Annotated in this window: 18 protein-coding genes and 1 pseudogene; 4 read left to right on the top strand and 15 right to left on the bottom strand. The window is 69.2% G+C overall.

The features are described 5' to 3' along the window. Positions 1 to 117: 117 nt before the first annotated feature. Entirely contained in the window at positions 118 to 2,559 is a 2,442-nt protein-coding gene (locus tag ACQ86L_RS20345; protein ID WP_434317004.1) for a cell wall-binding repeat-containing protein, read from the top strand. A 40-nt stretch (positions 2,560 to 2,599) separates the two neighbouring features. Here ACQ86L_RS20345 and nusA read toward each other — a convergent pair whose 3' ends face one another. Next, a complete protein-coding gene (gene nusA / locus ACQ86L_RS20340) occupies positions 2,600 to 3,607 on the bottom strand; it encodes a transcription termination factor NusA (protein ID WP_345836438.1) in 1,008 nt (335 codons plus the stop codon). Positions 3,608 to 3,724: 117 nt separating this feature from the next. On the opposite strand from nusA, the gene ACQ86L_RS20335 reads away from it, so the two are divergent. Next, positions 3,725 to 4,507 (top strand): DUF1206 domain-containing protein, encoded by a 783-nt coding sequence (locus ACQ86L_RS20335; protein ID WP_434317003.1) that lies wholly within the window; start codon positions 3,725 to 3,727, stop codon positions 4,505 to 4,507. Between the two features lie 4 nt (positions 4,508 to 4,511). On the opposite strand, the gene ACQ86L_RS20330 is transcribed toward ACQ86L_RS20335, so the two are convergent. From ACQ86L_RS20330 to ACQ86L_RS20315, 4 genes are all read right to left on the bottom strand, one after another. After that, entirely contained in the window at positions 4,512 to 6,524 is a 2,013-nt protein-coding gene (locus tag ACQ86L_RS20330; protein WP_434317002.1) for an ABC transporter ATP-binding protein, read from the bottom strand. Further along, on the bottom strand, positions 6,521 to 8,254 hold the full coding sequence (locus tag ACQ86L_RS20325; protein ID WP_434317001.1) for an ABC transporter ATP-binding protein: 1,734 nt from the start codon (positions 8,252 to 8,254) through the stop codon (positions 6,521 to 6,523). Before ACQ86L_RS20325 ends, ACQ86L_RS20330 begins: the two co-directional genes overlap by 4 nt. Positions 8,255 to 8,411: 157 nt before the next feature. Then, positions 8,412 to 8,888, bottom strand: a complete 477-nt coding sequence (locus tag ACQ86L_RS20320; RefSeq protein ID WP_434317000.1) for a TetR/AcrR family transcriptional regulator — start codon at positions 8,886 to 8,888, stop codon at positions 8,412 to 8,414. A gap of 91 nt (positions 8,889 to 8,979) precedes the next feature. Beyond that, positions 8,980 to 9,951 carry an aldo/keto reductase gene (locus ACQ86L_RS20315; protein WP_434316999.1) on the bottom strand — a complete coding sequence of 324 codons (972 nt, stop codon included), beginning with the start codon at positions 9,949 to 9,951 and terminating at the stop codon, positions 8,980 to 8,982. 132 nt (positions 9,952 to 10,083) lie between these two features. Here ACQ86L_RS20315 and ACQ86L_RS20310 point away from each other — a divergent pair, with 132 nt between their 5' ends. Both ACQ86L_RS20310 and ACQ86L_RS20305 read left to right on the top strand, forming a co-directional pair. Then, on the top strand, positions 10,084 to 10,581 hold the full coding sequence (locus tag ACQ86L_RS20310; protein WP_434316998.1) for a methylated-DNA--[protein]-cysteine S-methyltransferase: 498 nt from the start codon (positions 10,084 to 10,086) through the stop codon (positions 10,579 to 10,581). Beyond that, complete coding sequence (locus ACQ86L_RS20305) at positions 10,578 to 11,204, top strand: DNA-3-methyladenine glycosylase I (RefSeq protein ID WP_434316997.1); 627 nt, start codon at positions 10,578 to 10,580, stop codon at positions 11,202 to 11,204. Before ACQ86L_RS20310 ends, ACQ86L_RS20305 begins: the two co-directional genes overlap by 4 nt. Before the next feature lie 315 nt (positions 11,205 to 11,519). On the opposite strand, the gene ACQ86L_RS20300 is transcribed toward ACQ86L_RS20305, so the two are convergent. The 10 genes and pseudogenes from ACQ86L_RS20300 to atpB all read right to left on the bottom strand — a co-directional run bounded on the left by ACQ86L_RS20300 (position 11,520) and on the right by atpB (position 19,689). Next, positions 11,520 to 12,128 carry a YaaA family protein gene (locus ACQ86L_RS20300; RefSeq protein ID WP_434316996.1) on the bottom strand — a complete coding sequence of 203 codons (609 nt, stop codon included), beginning with the start codon at positions 12,126 to 12,128 and terminating at the stop codon, positions 11,520 to 11,522. 191 nt (positions 12,129 to 12,319) lie between these two features. Continuing rightward, entirely contained in the window at positions 12,320 to 12,877 is a 558-nt protein-coding gene (locus tag ACQ86L_RS20295; RefSeq protein WP_434316995.1) for an AAA family ATPase, read from the bottom strand. Between the two features lies 1 nt (position 12,878). After that, on the bottom strand, positions 12,879 to 13,139 hold the full coding sequence (locus ACQ86L_RS20290; protein ID WP_345836448.1) for a F0F1 ATP synthase subunit epsilon: 261 nt from the start codon (positions 13,137 to 13,139) through the stop codon (positions 12,879 to 12,881). Positions 13,140 to 13,141: 2 nt separating this feature from the next. Next, on the bottom strand, positions 13,142 to 14,605 hold the full coding sequence (gene atpD, locus ACQ86L_RS20285) for a F0F1 ATP synthase subunit beta (RefSeq protein WP_434316994.1): 1,464 nt from the start codon (positions 14,603 to 14,605) through the stop codon (positions 13,142 to 13,144). A gap of 25 nt (positions 14,606 to 14,630) precedes the next feature. Continuing rightward, positions 14,631 to 15,530: a F0F1 ATP synthase subunit gamma gene (locus ACQ86L_RS20280; protein ID WP_345836450.1), complete on the bottom strand. Its 900-nt coding sequence runs from the start codon at positions 15,528 to 15,530 to the stop codon at positions 14,631 to 14,633. A 26-nt stretch (positions 15,531 to 15,556) separates the two neighbouring features. Further along, positions 15,557 to 17,194, bottom strand: a complete 1,638-nt coding sequence (gene atpA / locus ACQ86L_RS20275; RefSeq protein WP_434316993.1) for a F0F1 ATP synthase subunit alpha — start codon at positions 17,192 to 17,194, stop codon at positions 15,557 to 15,559. Between the two features lie 33 nt (positions 17,195 to 17,227). Then, the gene (locus tag ACQ86L_RS20270) at positions 17,228 to 18,019 is read right to left on the bottom strand and encodes a F0F1 ATP synthase subunit delta (RefSeq protein WP_434316992.1); all 792 of its coding nucleotides are present in this window, start codon (positions 18,017 to 18,019) and stop codon (positions 17,228 to 17,230) included. Continuing rightward, the gene (locus ACQ86L_RS20265; RefSeq protein ID WP_434316991.1) at positions 18,019 to 18,585 is read right to left on the bottom strand and encodes a F0F1 ATP synthase subunit B; all 567 of its coding nucleotides are present in this window, start codon (positions 18,583 to 18,585) and stop codon (positions 18,019 to 18,021) included. The genes ACQ86L_RS20270 and ACQ86L_RS20265 overlap by 1 nt, the downstream gene beginning before the upstream one ends. Positions 18,586 to 18,618: 33 nt before the next feature. Next, positions 18,619 to 18,840, bottom strand: a complete 222-nt coding sequence (atpE, locus tag ACQ86L_RS20260) for a F0F1 ATP synthase subunit C (protein ID WP_179607020.1) — start codon at positions 18,838 to 18,840, stop codon at positions 18,619 to 18,621. A gap of 52 nt (positions 18,841 to 18,892) precedes the next feature. Further along, positions 18,893 to 19,689, bottom strand: a pseudogene (gene atpB, locus ACQ86L_RS20255) (F0F1 ATP synthase subunit A). Positions 19,690 to 19,796: the final 107 nt, after the last annotated feature.

Below are 19,796 nucleotides of genomic sequence, written 5' to 3'. Positions count from 1 at the left end.
GTGCTCCGAACGGACGGTCCGTGCGGGTGCTTCCAGGCTATCGGTCGCGGGCCTGTCCTCCACGTGGAGGACTGGCAACTGAACCGGGATGGGCGGACACTTCGCCTCGGAGGAACCATGCACACTTCGCTCCATGACGCGCTGCCCGCTCGACGACGCACTCTGCACCTCGTCGCGGCCGCCGCTCTGACCGCGGCCGCCCTGGCTGCCACCCAGCCGCTCGCGTCACCCGCTTCGGCGGCGCCCGTGGCGTGGAGCCAGTTCGGGAACGGTCCGACGCACGCCGGTGTCAACAGCGCGGAGGGCCAGATCATTCCGTCGACGGTCGGTGCGTTGGCTCCCCTGTTCACCGCCACCCTCCCCGGCGTCTCCGACGGGCCGCCCGTCGAGCAACCGGGCGTCGCCACCGCGGGAGGCACGCGCGACCTCCTCTTCACGACGACCAAGGACGGCTGGGTGACCGCGACCGACGCCGACACCGGCGCCGAGGTGTGGAAGCACCAGAACGGCCCGGGGTCGTGCATGATCAACAACGGGAGCTCCCCCTGCTACACGACCTCCTCGCCCGCCGTCGACCCGAGCGGGGCTTTCGTGTACAGCTACGGGCTCGACGGCAAGGTCCACAAGTATGCGACCGGCAGCGGGACGGAGACCACGGGAGGCGGCTGGCCGCAGATCGCGACACTCAAGCCGTACGACGAGAAGAGCTCCCCGGCCCTCACCATCGTCTCCACCGGCGGCCACACCTACCTCTACGTCGCGAACGGCGGGTACCCCGGCGACCGAGGCGACTACCAGGGCCACGTGACGACGATCGACCTCGCCAGCGGGGCTCAGCGCGTCTTCAACACGCTCTGCAGCGACAACACCGGGCACATCGCCGCCGGAGGATGCGGAAACGTCCAGTCGGCGGTGTGGGCGCGGCCGAGCGTGGTCTGGGACCCGGGGACGCAGCGCATCCTCTTCTCCACCGGCAACGCGGTCTTCGACGGCTCCCGCAACTGGGGCGACTCGGTGCTCGCCATCAACCCCGACGGCACGGGCACAGGCGGCGGCCCCGTCGACAGCTACACGCCATCGAACTACGCGACGCTGAACCAGCAGGACCTCGACCTCGGCAGCACCGCTCCGCAGGTGGTCGCACCCCCGGCCGGGTCCACCCTGACCCACCTGGCCGTGCAGAGCGGCAAGGACTCGCGCATCCGCCTGCTGAACACGTCCGCCCTCGGCGGGGCCGGGCACGGAGCGACGGGAGGCGAACTGCAGAACATCGCCGTCCCCCAGGGCGGCCAGGTGCTCACCCAGCCGGCCACCTGGGTGGACGGATCGGGCACCTCCTGGGTGTTCATCGCCGACAACAGCGGTATCTCGGCGCTGAAACTGACCGCGAGCGCGGGCGCGCCCTCCCTCGCGCCGGTGTGGTCGCAGACGGTGGGCGGGACGACGCCGGTGATCGCGGGCGGGGTCCTGTTCTACCTGTCGCGCAACGGCGTGCGGGCCCTGGACCCGGCGACCGGCACGCAGCTCTGGTCGGACGCGGCGGGAGCGAGCGGTCTGCACTGGCAGAGCCCGATCGTCGTGAACGGGAAGCTTTACTTCACCGACGGGGGCGGCTCGCTGCGCGCCTACTCCGTGCCCGCCGGCGCGCAGAAGGTCGGCCGGCTCTCGGGCGCCGACCGGTTCGGCACCAGCGCCGCCGTCTCGGCCGCGACCTTCCCGGCGAACGCGCCCGTGGCCTACATCGCCTCCGGCCTGTCCTTCCCGGACGCTCTGAGCGGCTCCCCCGCGGCAGCGCGCGCCGGCGGGCCGGTGCTCCTCGTGGGCCCGACGACGATCCCCGCGGCGGTCCAGACCGAGCTCCAGCGCCTCCATCCGGGGAGGATCGCCGTGCTGGGGGGCACCGACGCGATCGCCGACGCAGTCCTGGCACAGTTGACGAGCTACACCCCGGGGAGCGTGACCCGGGTCGCGGGCAGCGACCGGTACTCCACCAGCGCGGCCATCTCCCGGGCCACAGCGGCGGCCGGACCCGCCGTCGCGTATGTGGTCTCCGGTGAGACGTTCCCGGACGCGCTGTCCGCCGGGGCTCTCGCCGCCCGCACCGCGGGCGCCCCGCTGCTGCTGACAGCGCAGGCCGTCCTCCCCGATGCGACAGCGGCCGAGCTGCAACGCCTGGCGCCGAAGTCGATCGTCGTCGTGGGCGGTGCGAGCGCCGTCTCCGATGCGGTCGTGCACGAGCTGGGCGGATACACGACGGGCTCGGTGACCCGGCTCAGCGGAGCCGACCGGTTCGCGACCAGCGCCGCCGTCGCCGCGGCGTTCCCCGCGGGCACAGCGTCCGCGTTCGTCGCCTCCGGCACGGGATTCGCGGACGCGCTCTCCGCCTCTGCGGCAGCAGGCGCGGGAGGGGCGCCTCTGCTTCTCACGATGCCCGGCGCCGTCCCTGACCCGGTCGGCGCGCAGCTCTCGCGCATCCGGCCCGCGCACATCACGGTCGCAGGCGGAACCGACGCGGTGAGCGACGGGGTGCAGGCCGCACTGGCCGCCTACGTGCCGTAGGCGGTCAGGCGCCGGCCGGCCCGGGCCTACAGCTCGGGCGTCACTTCTCGTCCAGGATGGAGTCGGGCTGGATGTCGATCTTGGCGCCGGTGAGCTTCGCAGCGAGGCGGGCGTTCTGACCTTCCTTGCCGATCGCGAGCGAGAGCTGGTAGTCGGGCACGAGCGCGCGCACGGCCTTGAGCGACTCGTCGATGACGAACGCGCTGGTCACCTTGGCCGGCGAGAGGGCGCTCGACACGAACGTCGCGAGGTCGGGCGAGTAGTCGACGATGTCGATCTTCTCGTTGTTCAACTCCGCCGTGACCGCGCGCACGCGCTGGCCGAGCTCGCCGATGCAGGCGCCCTTGGCGTTCACGCCGGGCTCGGTCGCGCGCACCGCGATCTTGGTGCGGTGGCCGGCCTCCCGGGCGAGCGAGACGATCTCCACGATGCCGCTGGCGATCTCCGGGACCTCCAGAGCAAACAGCTTGCGGACGAGCGCCGGGTGCGTGCGCGAGACGGTGATCGACGGGCCCTTGGGGCCCTTCGCCACGCTCGTGACGTAGACGCGGATGCGCGAGCCGTGCGTGTACTCCTCGCCGGGCACCTGCTCCTCGGGCGGGAGGATGGCCTCCACGCTGCCCAGGTCGATGTGCACCATGCGCGGGTTCGGCCCCTGCTGGATGATGCCGGCGACGATGTCGCCCTCCCGGCCGCGGAACTCGCCGAGCACCGCGTCGTCCGCGATGTCGCGCAGCCGCTGGTTGATCACCTGCTTGGCGGCGAACGCCGCGATGCGGCCGAAGTCGCTGGGGCTGTCCTCGGCCTCGCCGATGACATTGCCCTCCTCGTCGCGCTCCGGGACGTAGACGGTGACATGCCCCGTCTTGCGGTCCAGGTGGACGCGCGCGGCGGGCGGCTGGTCGCTGTGCCCGTGGCGGTGGTCGGCCTGGTTGGTGTGCTTCAGATACGCGGTCAGGATCGCCTGCTCGATGATCTGCACCAGCTCATCGAAGGGAATCTCCTTCTCGCGCTCCATGAGACGCAAGACGCTGAGGTCGATGTCCATGCCGGCCTCCTCTATTCAGCTATTCAGATCCTCGCCGCCGCGCGATGGCGCGGCGGACTCAGCTATCTACGGTACCGGAGATTCCGCCGGCCTGGGACCCCGGGTACCGTGCAGGGCATGAGCTCGCCATCCCGAACAGCCGCCCGGCTGGAGCACAGCACCGCCGTGCGGGTCCTCACCCGCGTCGGCCTGGCCTCGATCGGCCTCCTGCACATCCTCATCGGCGTCATCGCCCTCGCCGTGGCGTTCGGCGCCGGCGGCCAGGCCGACCAGTCCGGCGCGCTGCAGGCGGTCGCCTCGGTTCCCGGCGGCGTGTTCGTGCTGTGGCTGATCGTGATCGGCCTGGTCGTGCTCGCGGTCTGGCAGGTGCTGGTGGCGTTCACGGCGCACGGCGCCGGCACGAAAGCGCTCGAGGTCGTCAAAGCCGTCGTGTACGCCGGCCTCGCGTACCTGACGATCACGGTCGCTTCGGGCGGAGGGCACAACTCGTCGTCCGGCGAGAAGACCGCGAGCGCACGGCTGCTCGCCCTCCCCGGCGGCGTGTTCGTGCTGGCGCTGATCGGGCTCGTCATCGTCGGGGTCGGTGTCGGCTTCATCCGCAACGGCGCGACGCACCGGTTCGAGCGCGACCTGAAGCTGCCGCCGGACCGGTGGGCCGGGGCCATCACGGTCCTCGGCCGGGTCGGCTACATCGCGAAGGGCGTCGCCCTGCTGCTGGTCGGCGGCCTGGTGGTCGTGGCCGCCGTCACCTTCGACCCCTCGAAGGCCTCCGGGCTGGACGGCAGCCTCAAGACGCTCGTCAGCCTCCCCTTCGGGGTGGTGCTGCTGATCCTGATCGCGCTCGGCCTGATGGCCTACGGCCTGTTCTGGTGCGTCAGGGCCGTCCGCGCCCGCCTGTAGGCGGCTACGCCTCCTCCTCCGCCGGCGCCGCGAACTGGGCGTTGTACAGCGTGAAGTAGGCGCCTCCCTTGGCGAGCAGTTCGGCGTGGGTCCCCTGTTCGACGATCCGTCCCGCCTCCATCACCAGGATGAGTCCGGCGTCGCGGATCGTGGAGAGCCGATGGGCGATCACGAACGACGTACGGTCGGCGCGCAGCGCGCTCATCGCCTTCTGCACCAGCAGCTCGGTGCGGGTGTCGACCGAGGAGGTCGCCTCGTCCAGGATGAGCACGCTCGGCCGGGCCAGGAACGCCCGCGCGATCGTCAGCAGCTGCTTCTCGCCCGCCGAGACGTTCGAGCCCTCGTCGTCCAGCACCGTGTCGTAGCCGTCCGGCAGCGAGTGCACGAAGCGGTCGACGTACGTCGCGCGCGCCGCGTCGAGGATCTCCTCCTCGGTCGCACCCGGCCGGCCGTAGGCGATGTTCTCGCGGATCGTGCCCTTGAACAGCCAGGTGTCCTGCAGCACCATCCCCATCCGCTCGCGGAGGCCGTGCCTGGTCATCGTCGCGATGTCCACACCGTCGAGCGTGATCCGGCCGGAGTCCAGGTCGTAGAAGCGCATCATCAGGTTGACCAGCGTGGTCTTGCCCGCGCCGGTCGGGCCGACGATCGCCACGGTCTGGCCGGGCTCGGCCACCAGCGAGAGGTCCTCGATGAGCGGCTGGTCCGGCACGTACCGGAACGACACGTCCTCGAAGGCCAGCCGGCCGCGGGTGCCCTGCGGGTCGACGGGCTCCGCCGGGTCCGCGCTCTGCTCGTCGGCGTCCAGCAGCTCGAAGACCCGCTCGGCGCTGGCGACGCCCGACTGCAGCAGGTTGGCCATCGAGCCGAGCTGTGTGAGCGGCTGCGTGAACTGGCGCGAGTACTGGATGAACGCCGTCACGTCGCCGAGCTGCATCGCGCCGTTGGCGACCTGGAGGCCGCCGACCACCGCGATGGCGACGTACATCAGGTTCCCGACGAACATCATCGAGGGCATGATCAGGCCGGAGATGAACTGCGCGCCGAAGCTCGCCTGGTACATCTCCTGGTTCTTGGAGCGGAAACGCTCCTCCACCTCGCGGTGCCGGCCGAAGACCTTCACGAGCGAGTGGCCGGTGAAGGCCTCCTCGATCTGCCCGTTCAGCTCGCCGGTGTTGCGCCACTGGGCGACGAACAGCTTCTGCGAGCGCTTGGCGATCAGCATCGTGATCACGAGGGTCAGCGGGATGGTGATGAGCGCGATCAGGGCGAGCAGCGGCGACACCACGAACATCATCACCGTCACGCCGATCACCGTCAGCAGCGAGGTGAGCAGCTGGCTCATCGTCTGCTGGAGCGTCTGCGAGATGTTGTCGATGTCGTTGGTGACCCGGCTGAGCAGCTCGCCGCGCTGCATCCGGTCGAAGTAGGTCAGCGGGAGGCGGTGGATCTTGGCCTCGACATCCTGGCGCAGCCGGTAGACCGTGCGCTGGGTGATCCCGTTGAGCACGTAGCCCTGGAGGTACGCGAACAGCGAGGACGCGATGTACAGCGCGAGCACCCACATCAGGATGTGGCCGACGGCGGTGAAGTCGATGCCGGCTCCGGGCGTCAGCGTCATCCCGGAGATGAGGTCCGCGAGCTGACCCTGACCGCTCGCCCGCAGCCCGGCGATGGCCTGCTGCTGGGTGATTCCCGCCGGAAGGTGCGCGGAGATCGCGCCGGCGAAGACGAGGTTGATGGCGTTGCCGAGCAGCTTCGGCCCGAGCACGGCGAACACCACGCTGGCGACGGCGAGGAGGGTGACGAAGACGATTCCGATCCACTCCGGCCGCAGCCGCGCGGCGAGCCGCTTGGCCGACGGGCCGAAGTTCAGCGACTTGTCGCCCGGCAGCGTCATCCCGCCGAAGGGGCCGCCTCCCGGGCCGCGCCGGACAGGGGTTCGGATGGGAGTCTGCGTCGTGGTGGGAGCACCGGCCGCGGGAGCGGGACGACGGGCGCTGTCTTCGCGGGTCATGCCGCCTCCTCCGCGGTGAGCTGCGACGAGACGATCTCGGCGTAGGTCGGATTGGTCTCCACGAGCTCGGCGTGGGTGCCGCGGCCGACCACGTGGCCGTCCTCCAGGACGACGATCTGGTCGGCGTCCACGATGGTCGACACCCGCTGGGCCACGACGATCATCGTCGCCTCCGCCTCGTGCCGGGCGAGCGCGCTGCGCAGGCGCGCGTCGGTCGCGGTGTCGAGTGCGGAGAAGGAGTCGTCGAAGATGTAGATCTCCGGGCGGCGCACCAGCGCGCGGGCGATGGCCAGACGCTGCCGCTGGCCACCGGACACGTTCGTGCCGCCCTGGGCGATCGGCCCGTCCAGCTTCTCGGGCATCTCCTCCACGAAGCCCTTCGCCTGGGCGATCTCCAGCGCACGCCAGAGCTCCTCGTCCGTGGCGTCCGGGTTGCCGTAGCGGAGGTTGCTGGCGACGGTGCCGGAGAACAGGTACGGCTTCTGGGGCACCAGGCCGATGCGCGACCAGAGCAGCTCGGGGTCGAGCTCCGCGACGTCCACGCCGTCGACCAGCACGATGCCGCTCGTCGCGTCGAAGAGCCGCGGGATGAGGTTGACCAGCGTCGTCTTGCCGGCTCCGGTGCTGCCGATCACGGCGGTGGTCTTGCCGGCTTCCGCGAAGAACGTCACGTCGCTGAGGACCGGCTGCTCGGCCCCCGGGTAGGAGAAGCCGACCCCGACGAACTCGACTGTGCCGTGCGCGGAGACCTCGGTGATCGGGTTCTCCACGGCGCCCACCGACGGCTCCATGTTCAGCACCTCGCCGATGCGGTCGGCGCAGACCGCGGCGCGCGGCACCAGCACCGCCATCATCGTGGACATCATCACGCCCATGAGGATCTGCGCGAGGTACTGCAGGAACGCGGTCAGCGTGCCGATCTGCATCGACCCGTCTGCGACGCGGTAGGCGCCGAACCAGATCACGGCGACGCTCGACACGTTCAGCACCAGCATCACGATCGGGAACATCAGCGCGAACAGCCGCCCGGCCCGGATCGCGGTGTCGGTGACCTGGTCGTTGGCGACCGTGAACCGCGCCGTCTCGACGTCCTCCCGCACGAACGCGCGCACCACGCGGATACCGGTGAGCTGCTCGCGCAGCACCCTGTTGACCCGGTCGATCCGCTCCTGCATCTTCCGGAACAGCGGGACCATCCTGACGATGATCAGGCTCACGGCGATCAGCAGCACCGGCACGCTGACCGCGATCAGCCAGGAGAGCTGGAGGTCCTGCCGCATCGCGAGGATGATGCCGCCGATCGCGAGGATCGGCGCCGACACCAGGAGCGTGCAGGTCATCAGCACGAGCATCTGCACCTGCTGCACGTCGTTGGTGTTCCGCGTGATGAGCGACGGGGCGCCGAAGTGCGTCACCTCGCGCTCGGAGAACTCGCCCACGCGGTGGAAGATCGCGCCGCGGAGGTCGCGGCCGACCAGCATGGCCACCTTCGCGCCGAAGTACACCGCGGTGATCGAGCACGCGATCTGGACGATGGTCACGCCGAGCATCTCGGCGCCGGTCGAGAGGATGTATCCGGTGTCGCCCTTGGCGATGCCGTTGTCCACGATGTCGGCGTTCAGCGTCGGCAGCCACAGCGACAGCAGCGACTGCGCGAGCTGGAACACCACCACCCCGATGAGCAGCGGCCAGTGCGGCCGGAGATACCGGCCGAGGAGTTTCAGGAGCATCCGGGCTCTCCCAGGTCTGCCGCGTCCGCGGCGGTCGAAACGGGTGTGTAGATGGCGAAGGGGCGGCCCGCAACGCCGACGAGGGCGATCCGGGCGAGGTCGTCGACGCTGAACTCGATTCCGTCGTTCAGGGCGGGGAAGGCGGACGAGAAGCTGATCAGGCGCAGGATGTGGGCGACGCGGTCGGGGGCCAGTTCAGCTCCTCGGCCTCCGGAGCGAGGATGCGGGCGATGATGGCCGCGAACTCGGTGCGCTCGTGCGGGATCGGCGGCCGCTGATGACCCACCACCGTCATGATCCGCATGACGTTCTGGAAGCGCTCGCGCAGCAGGTAGACGATCGCGCGCACCTTGTGCTCCAGCGGGAGGCCGGGATCGATGGAGCGCAGCGCCTCACGCAGCGGCTCCGGGTCGAGGTACTTCTCGACGGCGGCCTGGACGAGCGTCTCCTTGTCGCCGAACGCGCGGAAGATCGTCCCCTCCGCGATCCCGGCGGCGTCGGCGATCTGGCGGGAGGTCACGCCGCGGCCGTGCTCGATCAGCAGCGGGATGACCGCGTCGATGATCATCGCCTTCCGGTCCTCCGGCGGCAGCGGCTGAGCGCGGTTGCGCGTCGTCTCCAACTCGGTTTCCACGGAGGAATCGTAAGCGGAGTGAGTGCTCACTCACAATGACAAGGCTGTTCGCCCTGAGCGAACGACCCTTCTCGGCGGTCGAGCGGGAAACTCAGCCTTCGAGCGGGAAGAAGGCCGAGATCGTCGCGAGGTCGTCCGCCGACGGCGTCCACGCGGTCGCCGCGTCGGCGTTCGCCACGATCTGCTCGGGGCGCGTCGCCCCGGCGATCACGCTCGTGAGTCCCGGCTGGGCCAGCAGCCACGCGAACGTCGCCTGGAGCATCGTCACGCCGCGCTCGTCGCAGAACGCCTGGTACCGCTCGATCGCGTCCCACGGCGCGCCGTCGAGCAGGTGCTTGCGGAGCATCATGATGCGGCTGTCCGCCGGACCGCCCGAGCGGCTGAACTTGCCCGTGAAAAGCCCGTTGTAGAGCGGGAAGAACGGCAGGAAGCCCAGGCCGTACGCGTTGACCGCCGGCAGCACCTCCCGCTCGGCGCCGCGGACCAGCAGGCTGTACTCGTTCTGCGCGGAGATGAACTTCGGGTGACCGGCGAGCCGGGCGGTGAACTCGGCCTCCGCGATCTGCCAGCCGGCGAGGTTCGAGTGGCCGATGTAGCGGATCTTGCCCTCGGCGATGAGGTCGTCCAGCGTCTCCAGCGTCTCCTCGATCGGCGTCACCGGGTCGGGCTGGTGGAGCTGGTAGAGGTCGATCCAGTCGGTGCGCAGCCGGCGCAGCGACGACTCCACGGCGAGCCGGATGTAGCGGCGGGAGCCGCGCACGCCCCAGTCGGGGCCGTTCTCGCCCGCCATGTCCATGCCGAACTTGGTGGCCAGCACGATCCGGTCGCGCTTGCCCTGCAGGGACGCACCCATCAGCGTCTCCGAGAGCCCGCGCTCCTTGCCGTAGATGTCTGCGGTGTCGAAGAACGTCACGCCCGCGTCGATGGCGGCGCCGATGACCGCGTCCGTGCCCTCCTGCGTCTCCGTGGCCGTGCCCGCGCGGCCGAAGTTGTTGCAGCCGAGGCCGATGGTCGAGACGACCAGGCCGGAGGTGCCGAGGGTGCGGTATTCGATGTTCGCCATGCTGTCGAGTCTAGGCAGCAGCCGGGGTGCGCTCCGACCAATCAGTCCTCCACAGAAAGGCGCTGAATGCGGCTTATCCCCGATGTCCGATTTCCGCGAGTGACTGTCGGTGGCCGGCCGTAGAGTCGTTCCATGAGCAGTTCCACGATCACCCTCCTCCGGATGCCGAGCCCCATCGGCCGCATCGAGCTGACCGGCGACGGCGACGCCGTCACGTCCCTCTCGATCGCACGCGACGACGTGCTCCCCCACGACGACCTCCCCGAGAACCGCGACGCCGTGCTCGAGAGCGCGGCGGCCCAGCTCGACGAGTACTTCGCGGGCACGCGCCGGGAGTTCGACGTCCCCGTCCGCCTGAACGGCACCGCGTTCCGCACCGCTGTCTGGGAGCGCCTCACCGCGCTGGAGTACGGCACGCTCACCACCTACGGCGAGCTCGGGCTGTCGCTCGGCCACCCCGGCTACGGACGCGCCATCGGCGGCGCAGTCGGGGCGAACCCGGTGCCCATCATCATCGGCTGCCACCGCGTCCTCTCGTCCAGCGGCAAGATCACCGGGTACAGCGGAGGCGAGGGCATCCCCACCAAGCTCTGGCTGCTGGAGCACGAGGGGATCACCCTCGCGGCATGAGCACGACGGAGCAGACCGAGACGACGTCCACCCTCCCGGCCGAGACGGTCGCCCGCGCGACCCTCGTGACCGGCGACGACGGCAGGGCCAGGTGCTCGTGGTCGGCGAACGATCCCGAGTACCGGCGGTACCACGACGAGGAGTGGGGCACGCCGCAGCACGATCCCCGCGCGCTCTACGAGAAGCTCTGCCTGGAGGGCTTCCAGGCAGGGCTGTCCTGGATCACGATCCTCCGCCGCCGGCCGGCGTTCCGCGAGGTCTTCGACGGCTTCGTCCCGGAGCGCGTGGCGGCGATGACCGAGACCGACGTGCTGCGGCTGCTGGGCGATGAGCGCATCATCCGGCACCGCGGCAAGATCGAGGCGACCATCTCGAACGCGCGCGCGACGCTCGCGCTCGACGTGCCGCTGGAGGAGCTGATGTGGGGCTTCGCGCCGGCCGGCTCCCGGACGCGGCCGCGCGAGTGGCAGGAGATTCCGGCGGTCACCGCGGAGTCGACGGCGATGAGCAAGGAGCTGCGGCGCCGAGGCTTCCGCTTCGTCGGGCCGACCACGATGTACGCGCTCATGCAGGCGACCGGGATGGTGGACGACCACTTCGAGGGCTGCTTCCGCGCGGCCTGACGCTCACTGCGCTGCACACCAGGAGCAGCGGGCATGAGAAAGTCGGGCCGACGAAGTCGATCTGGGAACCGTTCTCGCTGGTGACGGCGCGTCCGCTCGTGCCCGACCGCAGGCGGAATCACTGTGCTGCCGCCACACCGGTTCCGGACTCGGCACATCCGTGTGATGTGTCCGCGATCTGCGCGTCGGCCCGACTGGTATGTGGGTCTTCCGGCGGTCACGCCGGGACTGGCGGGATGTCCCTTCTCTCGTGAGCTGAGCATATCTCACTTACATGCCGAGCACCACCGCTTCGTTGCGGTCGGAAGCAAATGTTCAGCTAGCTGATCGCAGCACCGCGCTGAGCTTCCCCGGCACGCCGACGACCTCCGGGACGACGAGGTCGAGCTCGCCCGCGCGGTCCGGCGAGCGCGTCAGCTCGTAGCCCTCGCCGGCGGCCCAGTCGAGCAGGGCGTCCGTGGAGGCGAAGTCCTCGCCGCGCTCGATGAGGGCGCGCGCGAACAGGCCCTTGGCCTGCTTGTTGAAGTGGTTGAGCGCGCGCACGGTCCCGCCCTCGTCGCGGGCGAGCACGCGCAGGTAGTGCACCCCGTCGCGCTCGGGCAGCGGGCCGAGCGCGGCGTAGCCCTCCGACCGCAGGTCGAGGATGACGCCGTCGACGGCCGCGAGCTCCGCGGCGCACGCCGCAGCCCAGCGCTTCTTGAGCGCCGGCGAGAGCCGCGAGTCGAACGACAGCCGGTAGGCCGGGATCGGGTCGTCCGCGCGCACCAGCCCCAGCAGCGCCGACTGCACCGCGACGGAGTGCGCGGCGAACCGCCACTGCTCCTCCGTCAACGACGGCGCATCGAGCGCGTCGTACAGCACGCCGGTGTAGCGCAGCAACGCCGGCATCGTTCCCGCCCGGCGCAGGCCGCGGTTCCGCTGCACCTCGTGCGCCTGCTTCGGACCCAGCTTCAGCGCCTTCGCTGCGTCCTCCGGGGTGCGCGACAGGGCGACCGTGTCGGCGACGACGCCCCTGCGCGTCGCGTTCAGCGCCGGGAAGCCGAGCGACTTCAGGGCGAGCGGCTCCCCTCTCCCCCGTCGCGCTTGGTCTCCGACGGGGGCAGCAGGATGAGCACTCAGCCCTCCAGGAAGGCGAGTGCCGCGTCGACGTTCTCGCCGAGCGGCCGGGAGGTGTCGAGGGTCACCCGCGGGAGCGACGCCGCGGCGCCCTTCCACTCGTGGTACTCGTCCACACTCTGCTCGACCGCGTACGCGGCGATCAGGCCGGTGCGCTTCGCGAGCCGCTGCTGGTGCAGCTCGTCGTCCGAGCACACGGTCTCCACGATGCGCAGCTTCACACTGCACCGCTGCGCCAGGTCGCGCCACTGCAACCGAGCGGGCTCGACGGCGTTGACGGCGTCCACGACGACCGAGTGGCCGCTGACGAGCACCTGCTCGGCCATCCGCTCTGCCACGAGGTAGGCGGCGAGGCCGGTCGGCTGGTCGGAGTCGATGCCGGCCTTGAGGATCGCGCCCTCGATCGGGTCCACCGAGATCGCCGTCGCGCCGAGGCGCCCCGCGATGATCTCCGCGATGGTGGACTTGCCGGAACCGGGAAGCCCCGCCGTCACGATCAGCACAGGGACGCGGACGTCGCCGAACTGCCGTTCGAGCGGGGCCTTCTGGTCGGACATATCAGACGAGCTCGGCCTGACGGGCCACGATCGTGACTGTGTTGTTCTCCACGGAGAGGAAGCCGTCGTCGGCCTGCGCCCGGATCGACTCCCCACCGTTCAGGGTCACGCGCACCTCGCCCTGGGCGAGGATGGCGAGCAGCGGCTCGTGGCCGGGCAGGATACCGATCTGCCCTTCCACGGTCCGCGCGACGACCATGCTCGCCTCGCCCGACCACACTTCGTGGTCGGCGGCGACGACGCTGACGTTGAGGACAGCCATGCTCAGCCGTTCTCCTTCTGGATCTGCGCCCACTTCTCCTCGACGTCGGTGATCGCACCGACGTTGAAGAACGCCTGCTCGGCGACGTGGTCGAACTCGCCCTTGGCGATGGCGTCGAACGACTCGATGGTGTCCTTCAGCGGGACGGTCGAGCCCTCGACACCGGTGAACTTCTTCGCCATGTAGGTGTTCTGCGAGAGGAACTGCTGGATGCGGCGGGCCCGCGACACGGTGATCTTGTCCTCTTCGGACAGCTCGTCGACACCGAGGATCGCGATGATCTCCTGCAGCTCCTTGTTCTTCTGGAGGATCTGCTTGACCGTCGTGGCCACGCGGTAGTGGTCGGCGCCCAGGTAGCGGGGGTCGAGGATGCGCGAGGTCGAGGTCAGCGGGTCGACGGCCGGGTACAGACCCTTCGACGCGATCTCACGGGAGAGCTCGGTCGTGGCGTCGAGGTGCGCGAACGTGGTCGCCGGCGCCGGGTCGGTGTAGTCGTCGGCCGGCACGTAGATCGCCTGCAGCGAGGTGATCGAGTGACCGCGGGTCGAGGTGATGCGCTCCTGGAGGAGGCCCATCTCGTCGGCGAGGTTCGGCTGGTAGCCCACCGCGGACGGCATGCGGCCGAGCAGCGTGGAGACCTCGGAGCCGGCCTGCGTGAAGCGGAAGATGTTGTCGATGAAGAGCAGCACGTCCTGCTTCTGCACGTCGCGGAAGTACTCCGCCATCGTCAGCGCGGACAGGGCGACGCGCAGACGCGTTCCCGGCGGCTCATCCATCTGGCCGAAGACGAGGGCGGTCTTGTCGAAGACGCCCGCCTCCTCCATCTCGTGGATGAGGTCGTTGCCCTCACGGGTCCGCTCGCCGACACCGGCGAACACCGACACACCGCCGTGGTCCTGCGCGACGCGCTGGATCATCTCCTGGATGAGGACGGTCTTGCCGACGCCCGCGCCGCCGAACAGGCCGATCTTGCCGCCCTGGACGTACGGGGTGAGGAGGTCGATGACCTTGATGCCGGTCTCGAACAGCTGGGTCTTGGACTCCAGCTGGTCGAACGCCGGCGGCTGGCGGTGGATGGACCAGCGCTCGCTGATCTCTATCTTCTCGCCGGGCTCGGCGTTGAGGATGTCGCCGGTCACGTTGAAGACCTTGCCCTTGGTGACGTCGCCGACGGGCACCGTGATGGGCGAGCCGGTGTCACGCACCTCGCCGCCGCGGACCAGGCCGTCGGTCGGCTTCAGGGCGATGGCGCGCACGAGGTCGTCGCCGAGGTGCTGCGCGACCTCGAGCGTGATCTCGGTCGACTGCTCGCCGATCGTGATGGTGGTCTTCAGGGCGTTGTAGATGCCCGGGATCGAGTCGTGCGGGAACTCGATGTCGACGACCGGACCGGTGACGCGGGCGATGCGTCCCACGCCGGCCGGCTGCGCGGTCGAAGCCTGGGCTTCGGCGGTAGCGGTAGTCATGATTCGTTCTCTCTCGTTTGGACGATTATTTTGCCGAGCTCAGCGCGTCAGCGCCGCCCACGATCTCGGAGATCTGCTGGGTGATCTCCGCCTGACGGGCGTTGTTGGCCAGTCGTGTGTAGTCGGTGATGAGCTTGTCGGCGTTGTCGCTCGCGGCCTTCATGGCCTTCTGCGTCGCCGCGTGCTTGGAGGCCGCGGACTGCAGCATCGCGTTGAAGATGCGGCTCTCGATGTAGACCGGCAGGAGCGAGTCGAGCACCGTGTTGACGTCGGGCTCGAACTCGTAGAGCGGCAGGACCTGCGTGCGGTCCGGCTCCTCCATGCCCTCGACGACCTCCAGCGGAAGCAGGCGGACGATCTGGGGCTCCTGGGTCAGCATGCTGACGAAGCGGTTGTAGATGATGTGGATCTCGTCCACGCCGCCGTCGGACGCGTCACGCAGGAAGGACTCCAGGACCGCGTCGGCGACCTCCTTGGCCTGCTCGAACTCGGGGCTGTCCGTGTTGCCGGTCCACACCCGCTCGAACCCGCGGCGGCGGAAGCTGAAGTAGCCCTGCGCCTTGCGCCCGATCAGGAAGTAGACGACCTCCTTGCCCTGGCTCCGGAGCAGCTCGGCGAGCTTCTCCGACTCCTTGAGCACGTTCGAGTTGAACGCGCCGGCAAGGCCGCGGTCCGACGAGAAGATGACGATCGCGGCGCGCTCGATCTTCTCCGGCTCCGTGGTGAGGACGTGCTCGACGTTCGAGTAGGTCGCCACCGCCGACACCGCGCGCGTGATCGCGCGGGCGTACGGCGTGGACGCGGCGACCCTGGCCTGCGCCTTCTGGATGCGTGAGGCGGAGATCAGCTCCATCGCACGGGTGATCTTCTTGGTCGTCTGGGCAGACTTGATCTTCTGCCGGTAGACCCGAAGCTGTGCTCCCATGTGTCTTCCTCAGTACCTATCCGTGCTCAGCGCTTCGCCTTGACGATGCGCTCCTGGTTGACGTCCTCTGCGGCGCTGGCCTCGAACTCCTCGCGTCCGACCGAGGCGAGCGGCTTGCCCTCGCCGGTCTGGAACTCGAGCTTGAACTTGTCGACCGCCTCGCCGAGCTTCGACACGGTGTCGTCGTCGAGGACGTTCGTCTCGCGCAGGGTGGTGAGGATGTCGGTGGTGCGGCGCAGGTGGTCGAGCAGCTCGGCCTCGAAGCGGAGGATGTCCTCCACCGCGACCTCGTCGAGCTTGCCGTTGGTGCCGGCCCAGATCGAGACGACCTGCTCCTCCACCGGGAACGGCGAGTACTGCGGCTGCTTGAGCAGCTCGGTGAGGCGGGCGCCACGGGCGAGCTGACGGCGGCTGGCCGCGTCGAGGTCGGACGCGAACATCGCGAACGCCTCCAGCGAGCGGTACTGCGCCAGTTCGAGCTTCAGCGTGCCGGAGACCTTCTTGATCGACTTGACCTGCGCGTCGCCGCCGACTCGGGAGACCGAGATGCCCACGTCGACCGCGGGACGCTGGTTGGCGTTGAAGAGGTCGGACTGCAGGAAGATCTGGCCGTCGGTGATCGAGATCACGTTGGTCGGGATGTAGGCCGAGACGTCGTTGGCCTTCGTCTCGATGATCGGCAGGCCGGTCATCGAGCCGGCGCCCAGCTCGTCGGAGAGCTTGGCGCAACGCTCCAGCAGGCGGGAGTGCAGGTAGAAGACGTCGCCCGGGTAGGCCTCGCGTCCCGGCGGACGACGGAGGAGGAGGGAGACGGCGCGGTAGGCCTCGGCCTGCTTCGACAGGTCGTCGAAGATGATCAGGACGTGCTTGCCGCCGTACATCCAGTGCTGGCCGATGGCCGAGCCGGTGTAGGGGGCGAGGTACTTGAAGCCGGCGGGGTCGGAGGCCGGGGCCGCGACGATGGTGGTGTACTCCATCGCTCCGGCGTCCTCGAGCGCGCCCTTCACCGAGGCGATGGTCGAGCCCTTCTGGCCGATCGCGACGTAGATGCAGCGGACCTGCTTGTTGACGTCGCCGGACTCCCAGTTGGCCTTCTGGTTGATGATCGTGTCGATCGCGATGGCCGTCTTGCCGGTCTGGCGGTCGCCGATGATGAGCTGGCGCTGGCCGCGGCCGACGGGGATCATGGCGTCGATCGCCTTGATGCCGGTCTGGAGCGGCTCATGCACCGACTTGCGCTGCATGACGCCGGGAGCCTGGAGTTCGAGCTCGCGGCGGCCCTCGGTCGCGATCTCGCCGAGACCGTCGATCGGGTTGCCGAGCGGGTCGACCACGCGGCCGAGGTAGCCGTCGCCGACCGGGACGGAGAGGACCTCGCCGGTGCGGGTCACCTCCATGCCCTCGACGATCTGGTCGAACTCGCCGAGGACCACGACGCCGACCTCGTTCTCGTCGAGGTTCTGCGCCAGGCCCAGGGTGCCGTCCGCGAAGCGGATGAGCTCGTTCGCCATCACGCCGGGGAGGCCCTCGACGTGCGCGATGCCGTCGGAGGCGTCGAGCACGTGCCCGACCTCGGTGGTGGTGGCGCCGGCCGGCTCGTACTTCGAGACGAAGTCCTTGAGCGCGTCCCGGATCTCATCGGGGCTGATCTGAATGTCTGCCATCGTTGTTCCCTATCTGGGTTCTATCTCGGGCGGTCAGCCCGCGAGCTGAAGTCGGAGTTCGGTGAGGCGCGACGCGACGCTTCCGTCGATGACGTCGTCGCCGATCTGCACGCGCAGGCCACCGAGGATCGCCGGGTCGACGACCTCGTTGAGCTTGAGGTCGCCGTACTTCGCGGCGAGGCTCGCGCGGAGGCGCTCGGCCTGCGCGGCCGGGAGCGGCGTGGCTGTGACGACCGTGGCGATCGCCTGGCCGTACTGGGCCGCCACGATGCGGGCGGCCTCACGGAGCGACTCGCGGACGCTGCGGCCGCGCGGCTGCAGCACGAGCTGGCGCGCGATCGCGACGGTCTGCATCGACGCCTTGCCCGCGAGCAGGCGCTCGGCGAGAGCTGCCTTGGCCTCAGGCGCGGCGAGCTTGCTGCGGAGCGCGAGCTCGAGCCCGGCGTCGGAGGTCACGGCGCCTCCGAACGCGAAGAGCTCGCCCGGGATGTCCACGTTGCGCGGCGCGGAGGCGGCGATCGACCGGATGCCGAGCTCCTCGATCGCGGCCAGGACGTCGTCCGGGCCGGACCAGCGCTCGCCGGCGACGACGGTCAGCAGCTCGACCGCGGGCGCCGAGAGCGACGCGAAGACGCGCTGGACCAGCGCGGTCTTGCCCTCGGCGGACGCCGAGGGGTCGCTGAGGACCGCACGGAGCTGGGCGGAGTCGGCGACGACTCGTCCTGCGGCGAACAGGTCTTCAGCCGTCGCCAGATCGGCCTTGGACCCGATCCCGGCGAGCGCCTGGACGGATCGGGCCAGTGCTTCTCTGGAGGCGCTTCCCATCAGTTGCTCGACCCTGCTTCCTGGGCCTTGCGGGCGTCGCTGGACTCCAGGTCGGCCAGGAAGCGATCGACGATCGCCTGGGCCTTCTTGTCGTCCGTGAGCACCTCGCCGACGACGCCGGAGGCGAGGTCGATGGCGAGCGAGCCCACCTCGCCGCGGAGCGAGACGAGCGCACCCTGGCGCTCGGCCTCGATCTGGGCCTGGGCGTTCGCGGTCACGCGGGCGGCCTCGGCCGCGGCGTTGTCCTTGGCCTCCGCGACGATCTGCTGACCGTCGGTGCGGGCCGTCTCGCGGATCTTGGCCGCTTCTGCGCGCGCGTCGGCGAGCTGGGCGGTGTACTCCTCCAGCAGTGCCTCGGCCTTGTGCTGAGCCTCGTCCGCCTTGGCGATGTTGCCTTCGATCGCTTCGGCGCGCTCGTCGAGGAGCTTGCGCATGCGCGGCAGGACGAGCCTCCAGAAGAAGACCAGGATGATGATGAAGCAGATCAGCGACCCGATGATGTCAGGCCAGGCCGGAATGATCGGGTTGTGCTCCTCCGCGGCGGCGAAAACCACACCGTTGAGCATCAGTTCCTCCTTATGGGGATGGGATAAAGAGGATTACTGGAAGATGAAGCCGACGGCGATACCGATGAACGCGAGCGCCTCGGTGAACGCGATACCGATGTACATCAGGACCTGGAGACGGCCGGCCAGCTCAGGCTGACGGGCGACGCCCTCGATGGTCTTGCCGACGACGATGCCCACACCGATGGCCGGGCCGATGGCGGCGAGGCCGTATCCGACGGTGGCGATGTTGCCGTTGATAGCAGCGATGTCCACGTTATGTGTTTCCTTCCGTGATAGCGGGACGCGCGGGTTGCGCGGACCGTTGTTAGTGTTCCTCGGCGACTGCGAGCTGGATGTAGACAGCCGTGAGCAGTGCGAAGACGTATGCCTGGAGGACGGCCACCAGGATCTCGAACAGGGAGAATGCGAAGCCGAAGGCGAAGGTCACCACGCCGAACAGCGACCAGAGACCGCTGAGCGTGAAGATGAAGAACGCAGTGCCGGTGAAGAACAGCACGAGCAGCAGGTGGCCGACGACCATGTTCATCAGGAGTCGGAGCGTCAGCGTGATGGGACGCAGGATGAAGGTCGAGACGAACTCGATCGGCGTCACCAGGATGTAGAGGAACCACGGCACGCCGGGCGGGAACAGGGCGTTGCGGAAGAAGTTCTTCGGGCTCTTCTTGACTCCGGCGTAGATGAACGCGATGTAGGAGGCGACGGCCAGCACGAGCGGCGTTCCGATGACCGCGGTTCCCGCGATGTTCAGGAACGGGATGATGCCCGTGATGTTGAAGAACAGCACCATGAAGAAGATGGTGGTCAGCAGTGGGAGGAAGCGGCGGCCGTCCTTGCGGCCGAGCAGGTCCTCCGCGATGTTGACGCGGACGAAGTCCAGGCCCATCTCGACCACGGACTGGAAGCGCCCGGGGATGATCTTCATCTTGCGGGTGCCGAGCCAGAAGATCAGGATCAGCGCGAGGGTCGAAATGAGCCGAACCACGGTGATGCGGTTGAACTCGAGTCCTGCGATGGTGAACAGAGTCGGGGGAAGAACTCATCGATCGAGGGCCCCTGGAAGCTTCCTCCATCGGAGCTTGCGGCCTGGACCAGCAGGTTCACAGCGTTAGCTAACAGCGCTATCTCCTGTTTCGGGGCGTTGAGCTGAAAGCTCTCGCGACGACGAACGGTGGACACCCGGCATTCGCGCTCCGATGATGCGGGAGCGC

The organism is Leifsonia sp. P73 (assembly GCF_051059105.1).
Taxonomy (GTDB): domain Bacteria; phylum Actinomycetota; class Actinomycetes; order Actinomycetales; family Microbacteriaceae; genus Leifsonia.
This window is presented reverse-complemented; position numbering and strand designations above follow the sequence as displayed.

Excerpts from the sequence above, each read along its gene's own strand:
- ACQ86L_RS20345 (WP_434317004.1), top strand. The coding sequence starts at position 118 with ATGCACACTTCGCTCCATGACGCGCTGCCCGCTCGACGACGCACTCTG.
- nusA (WP_345836438.1), bottom strand. The coding sequence starts at position 3,607 with ATGGACATCGACCTCAGCGTCTTGCGTCTCATGGAGCGCGAGAAGGAG.
- ACQ86L_RS20335 (WP_434317003.1), top strand. The coding sequence starts at position 3,725 with ATGAGCTCGCCATCCCGAACAGCCGCCCGGCTGGAGCACAGCACCGCC.
- ACQ86L_RS20330 (WP_434317002.1), bottom strand. The coding sequence starts at position 6,524 with ATGACCCGCGAAGACAGCGCCCGTCGTCCCGCTCCCGCGGCCGGTGCT.
- ACQ86L_RS20325 (WP_434317001.1), bottom strand. The coding sequence starts at position 8,254 with ATGCTCCTGAAACTCCTCGGCCGGTATCTCCGGCCGCACTGGCCGCTG.
- ACQ86L_RS20315 (WP_434316999.1), bottom strand. The coding sequence starts at position 9,951 with ATGGCGAACATCGAATACCGCACCCTCGGCACCTCCGGCCTGGTCGTC.
- ACQ86L_RS20310 (WP_434316998.1), top strand. The coding sequence starts at position 10,084 with ATGAGCAGTTCCACGATCACCCTCCTCCGGATGCCGAGCCCCATCGGC.
- ACQ86L_RS20305 (WP_434316997.1), top strand. The coding sequence starts at position 10,578 with ATGAGCACGACGGAGCAGACCGAGACGACGTCCACCCTCCCGGCCGAG.
- ACQ86L_RS20295 (WP_434316995.1), bottom strand. The coding sequence starts at position 12,877 with ATGTCCGACCAGAAGGCCCCGCTCGAACGGCAGTTCGGCGACGTCCGC.
- ACQ86L_RS20290 (WP_345836448.1), bottom strand. The coding sequence starts at position 13,139 with ATGGCTGTCCTCAACGTCAGCGTCGTCGCCGCCGACCACGAAGTGTGG.
- atpD (WP_434316994.1), bottom strand. The coding sequence starts at position 14,605 with ATGACTACCGCTACCGCCGAAGCCCAGGCTTCGACCGCGCAGCCGGCC.
- ACQ86L_RS20280 (WP_345836450.1), bottom strand. The coding sequence starts at position 15,530 with ATGGGAGCACAGCTTCGGGTCTACCGGCAGAAGATCAAGTCTGCCCAG.
- atpA (WP_434316993.1), bottom strand. The coding sequence starts at position 17,194 with ATGGCAGACATTCAGATCAGCCCCGATGAGATCCGGGACGCGCTCAAG.
- ACQ86L_RS20270 (WP_434316992.1), bottom strand. The coding sequence starts at position 18,019 with ATGGGAAGCGCCTCCAGAGAAGCACTGGCCCGATCCGTCCAGGCGCTC.
- ACQ86L_RS20265 (WP_434316991.1), bottom strand. The coding sequence starts at position 18,585 with ATGCTCAACGGTGTGGTTTTCGCCGCCGCGGAGGAGCACAACCCGATC.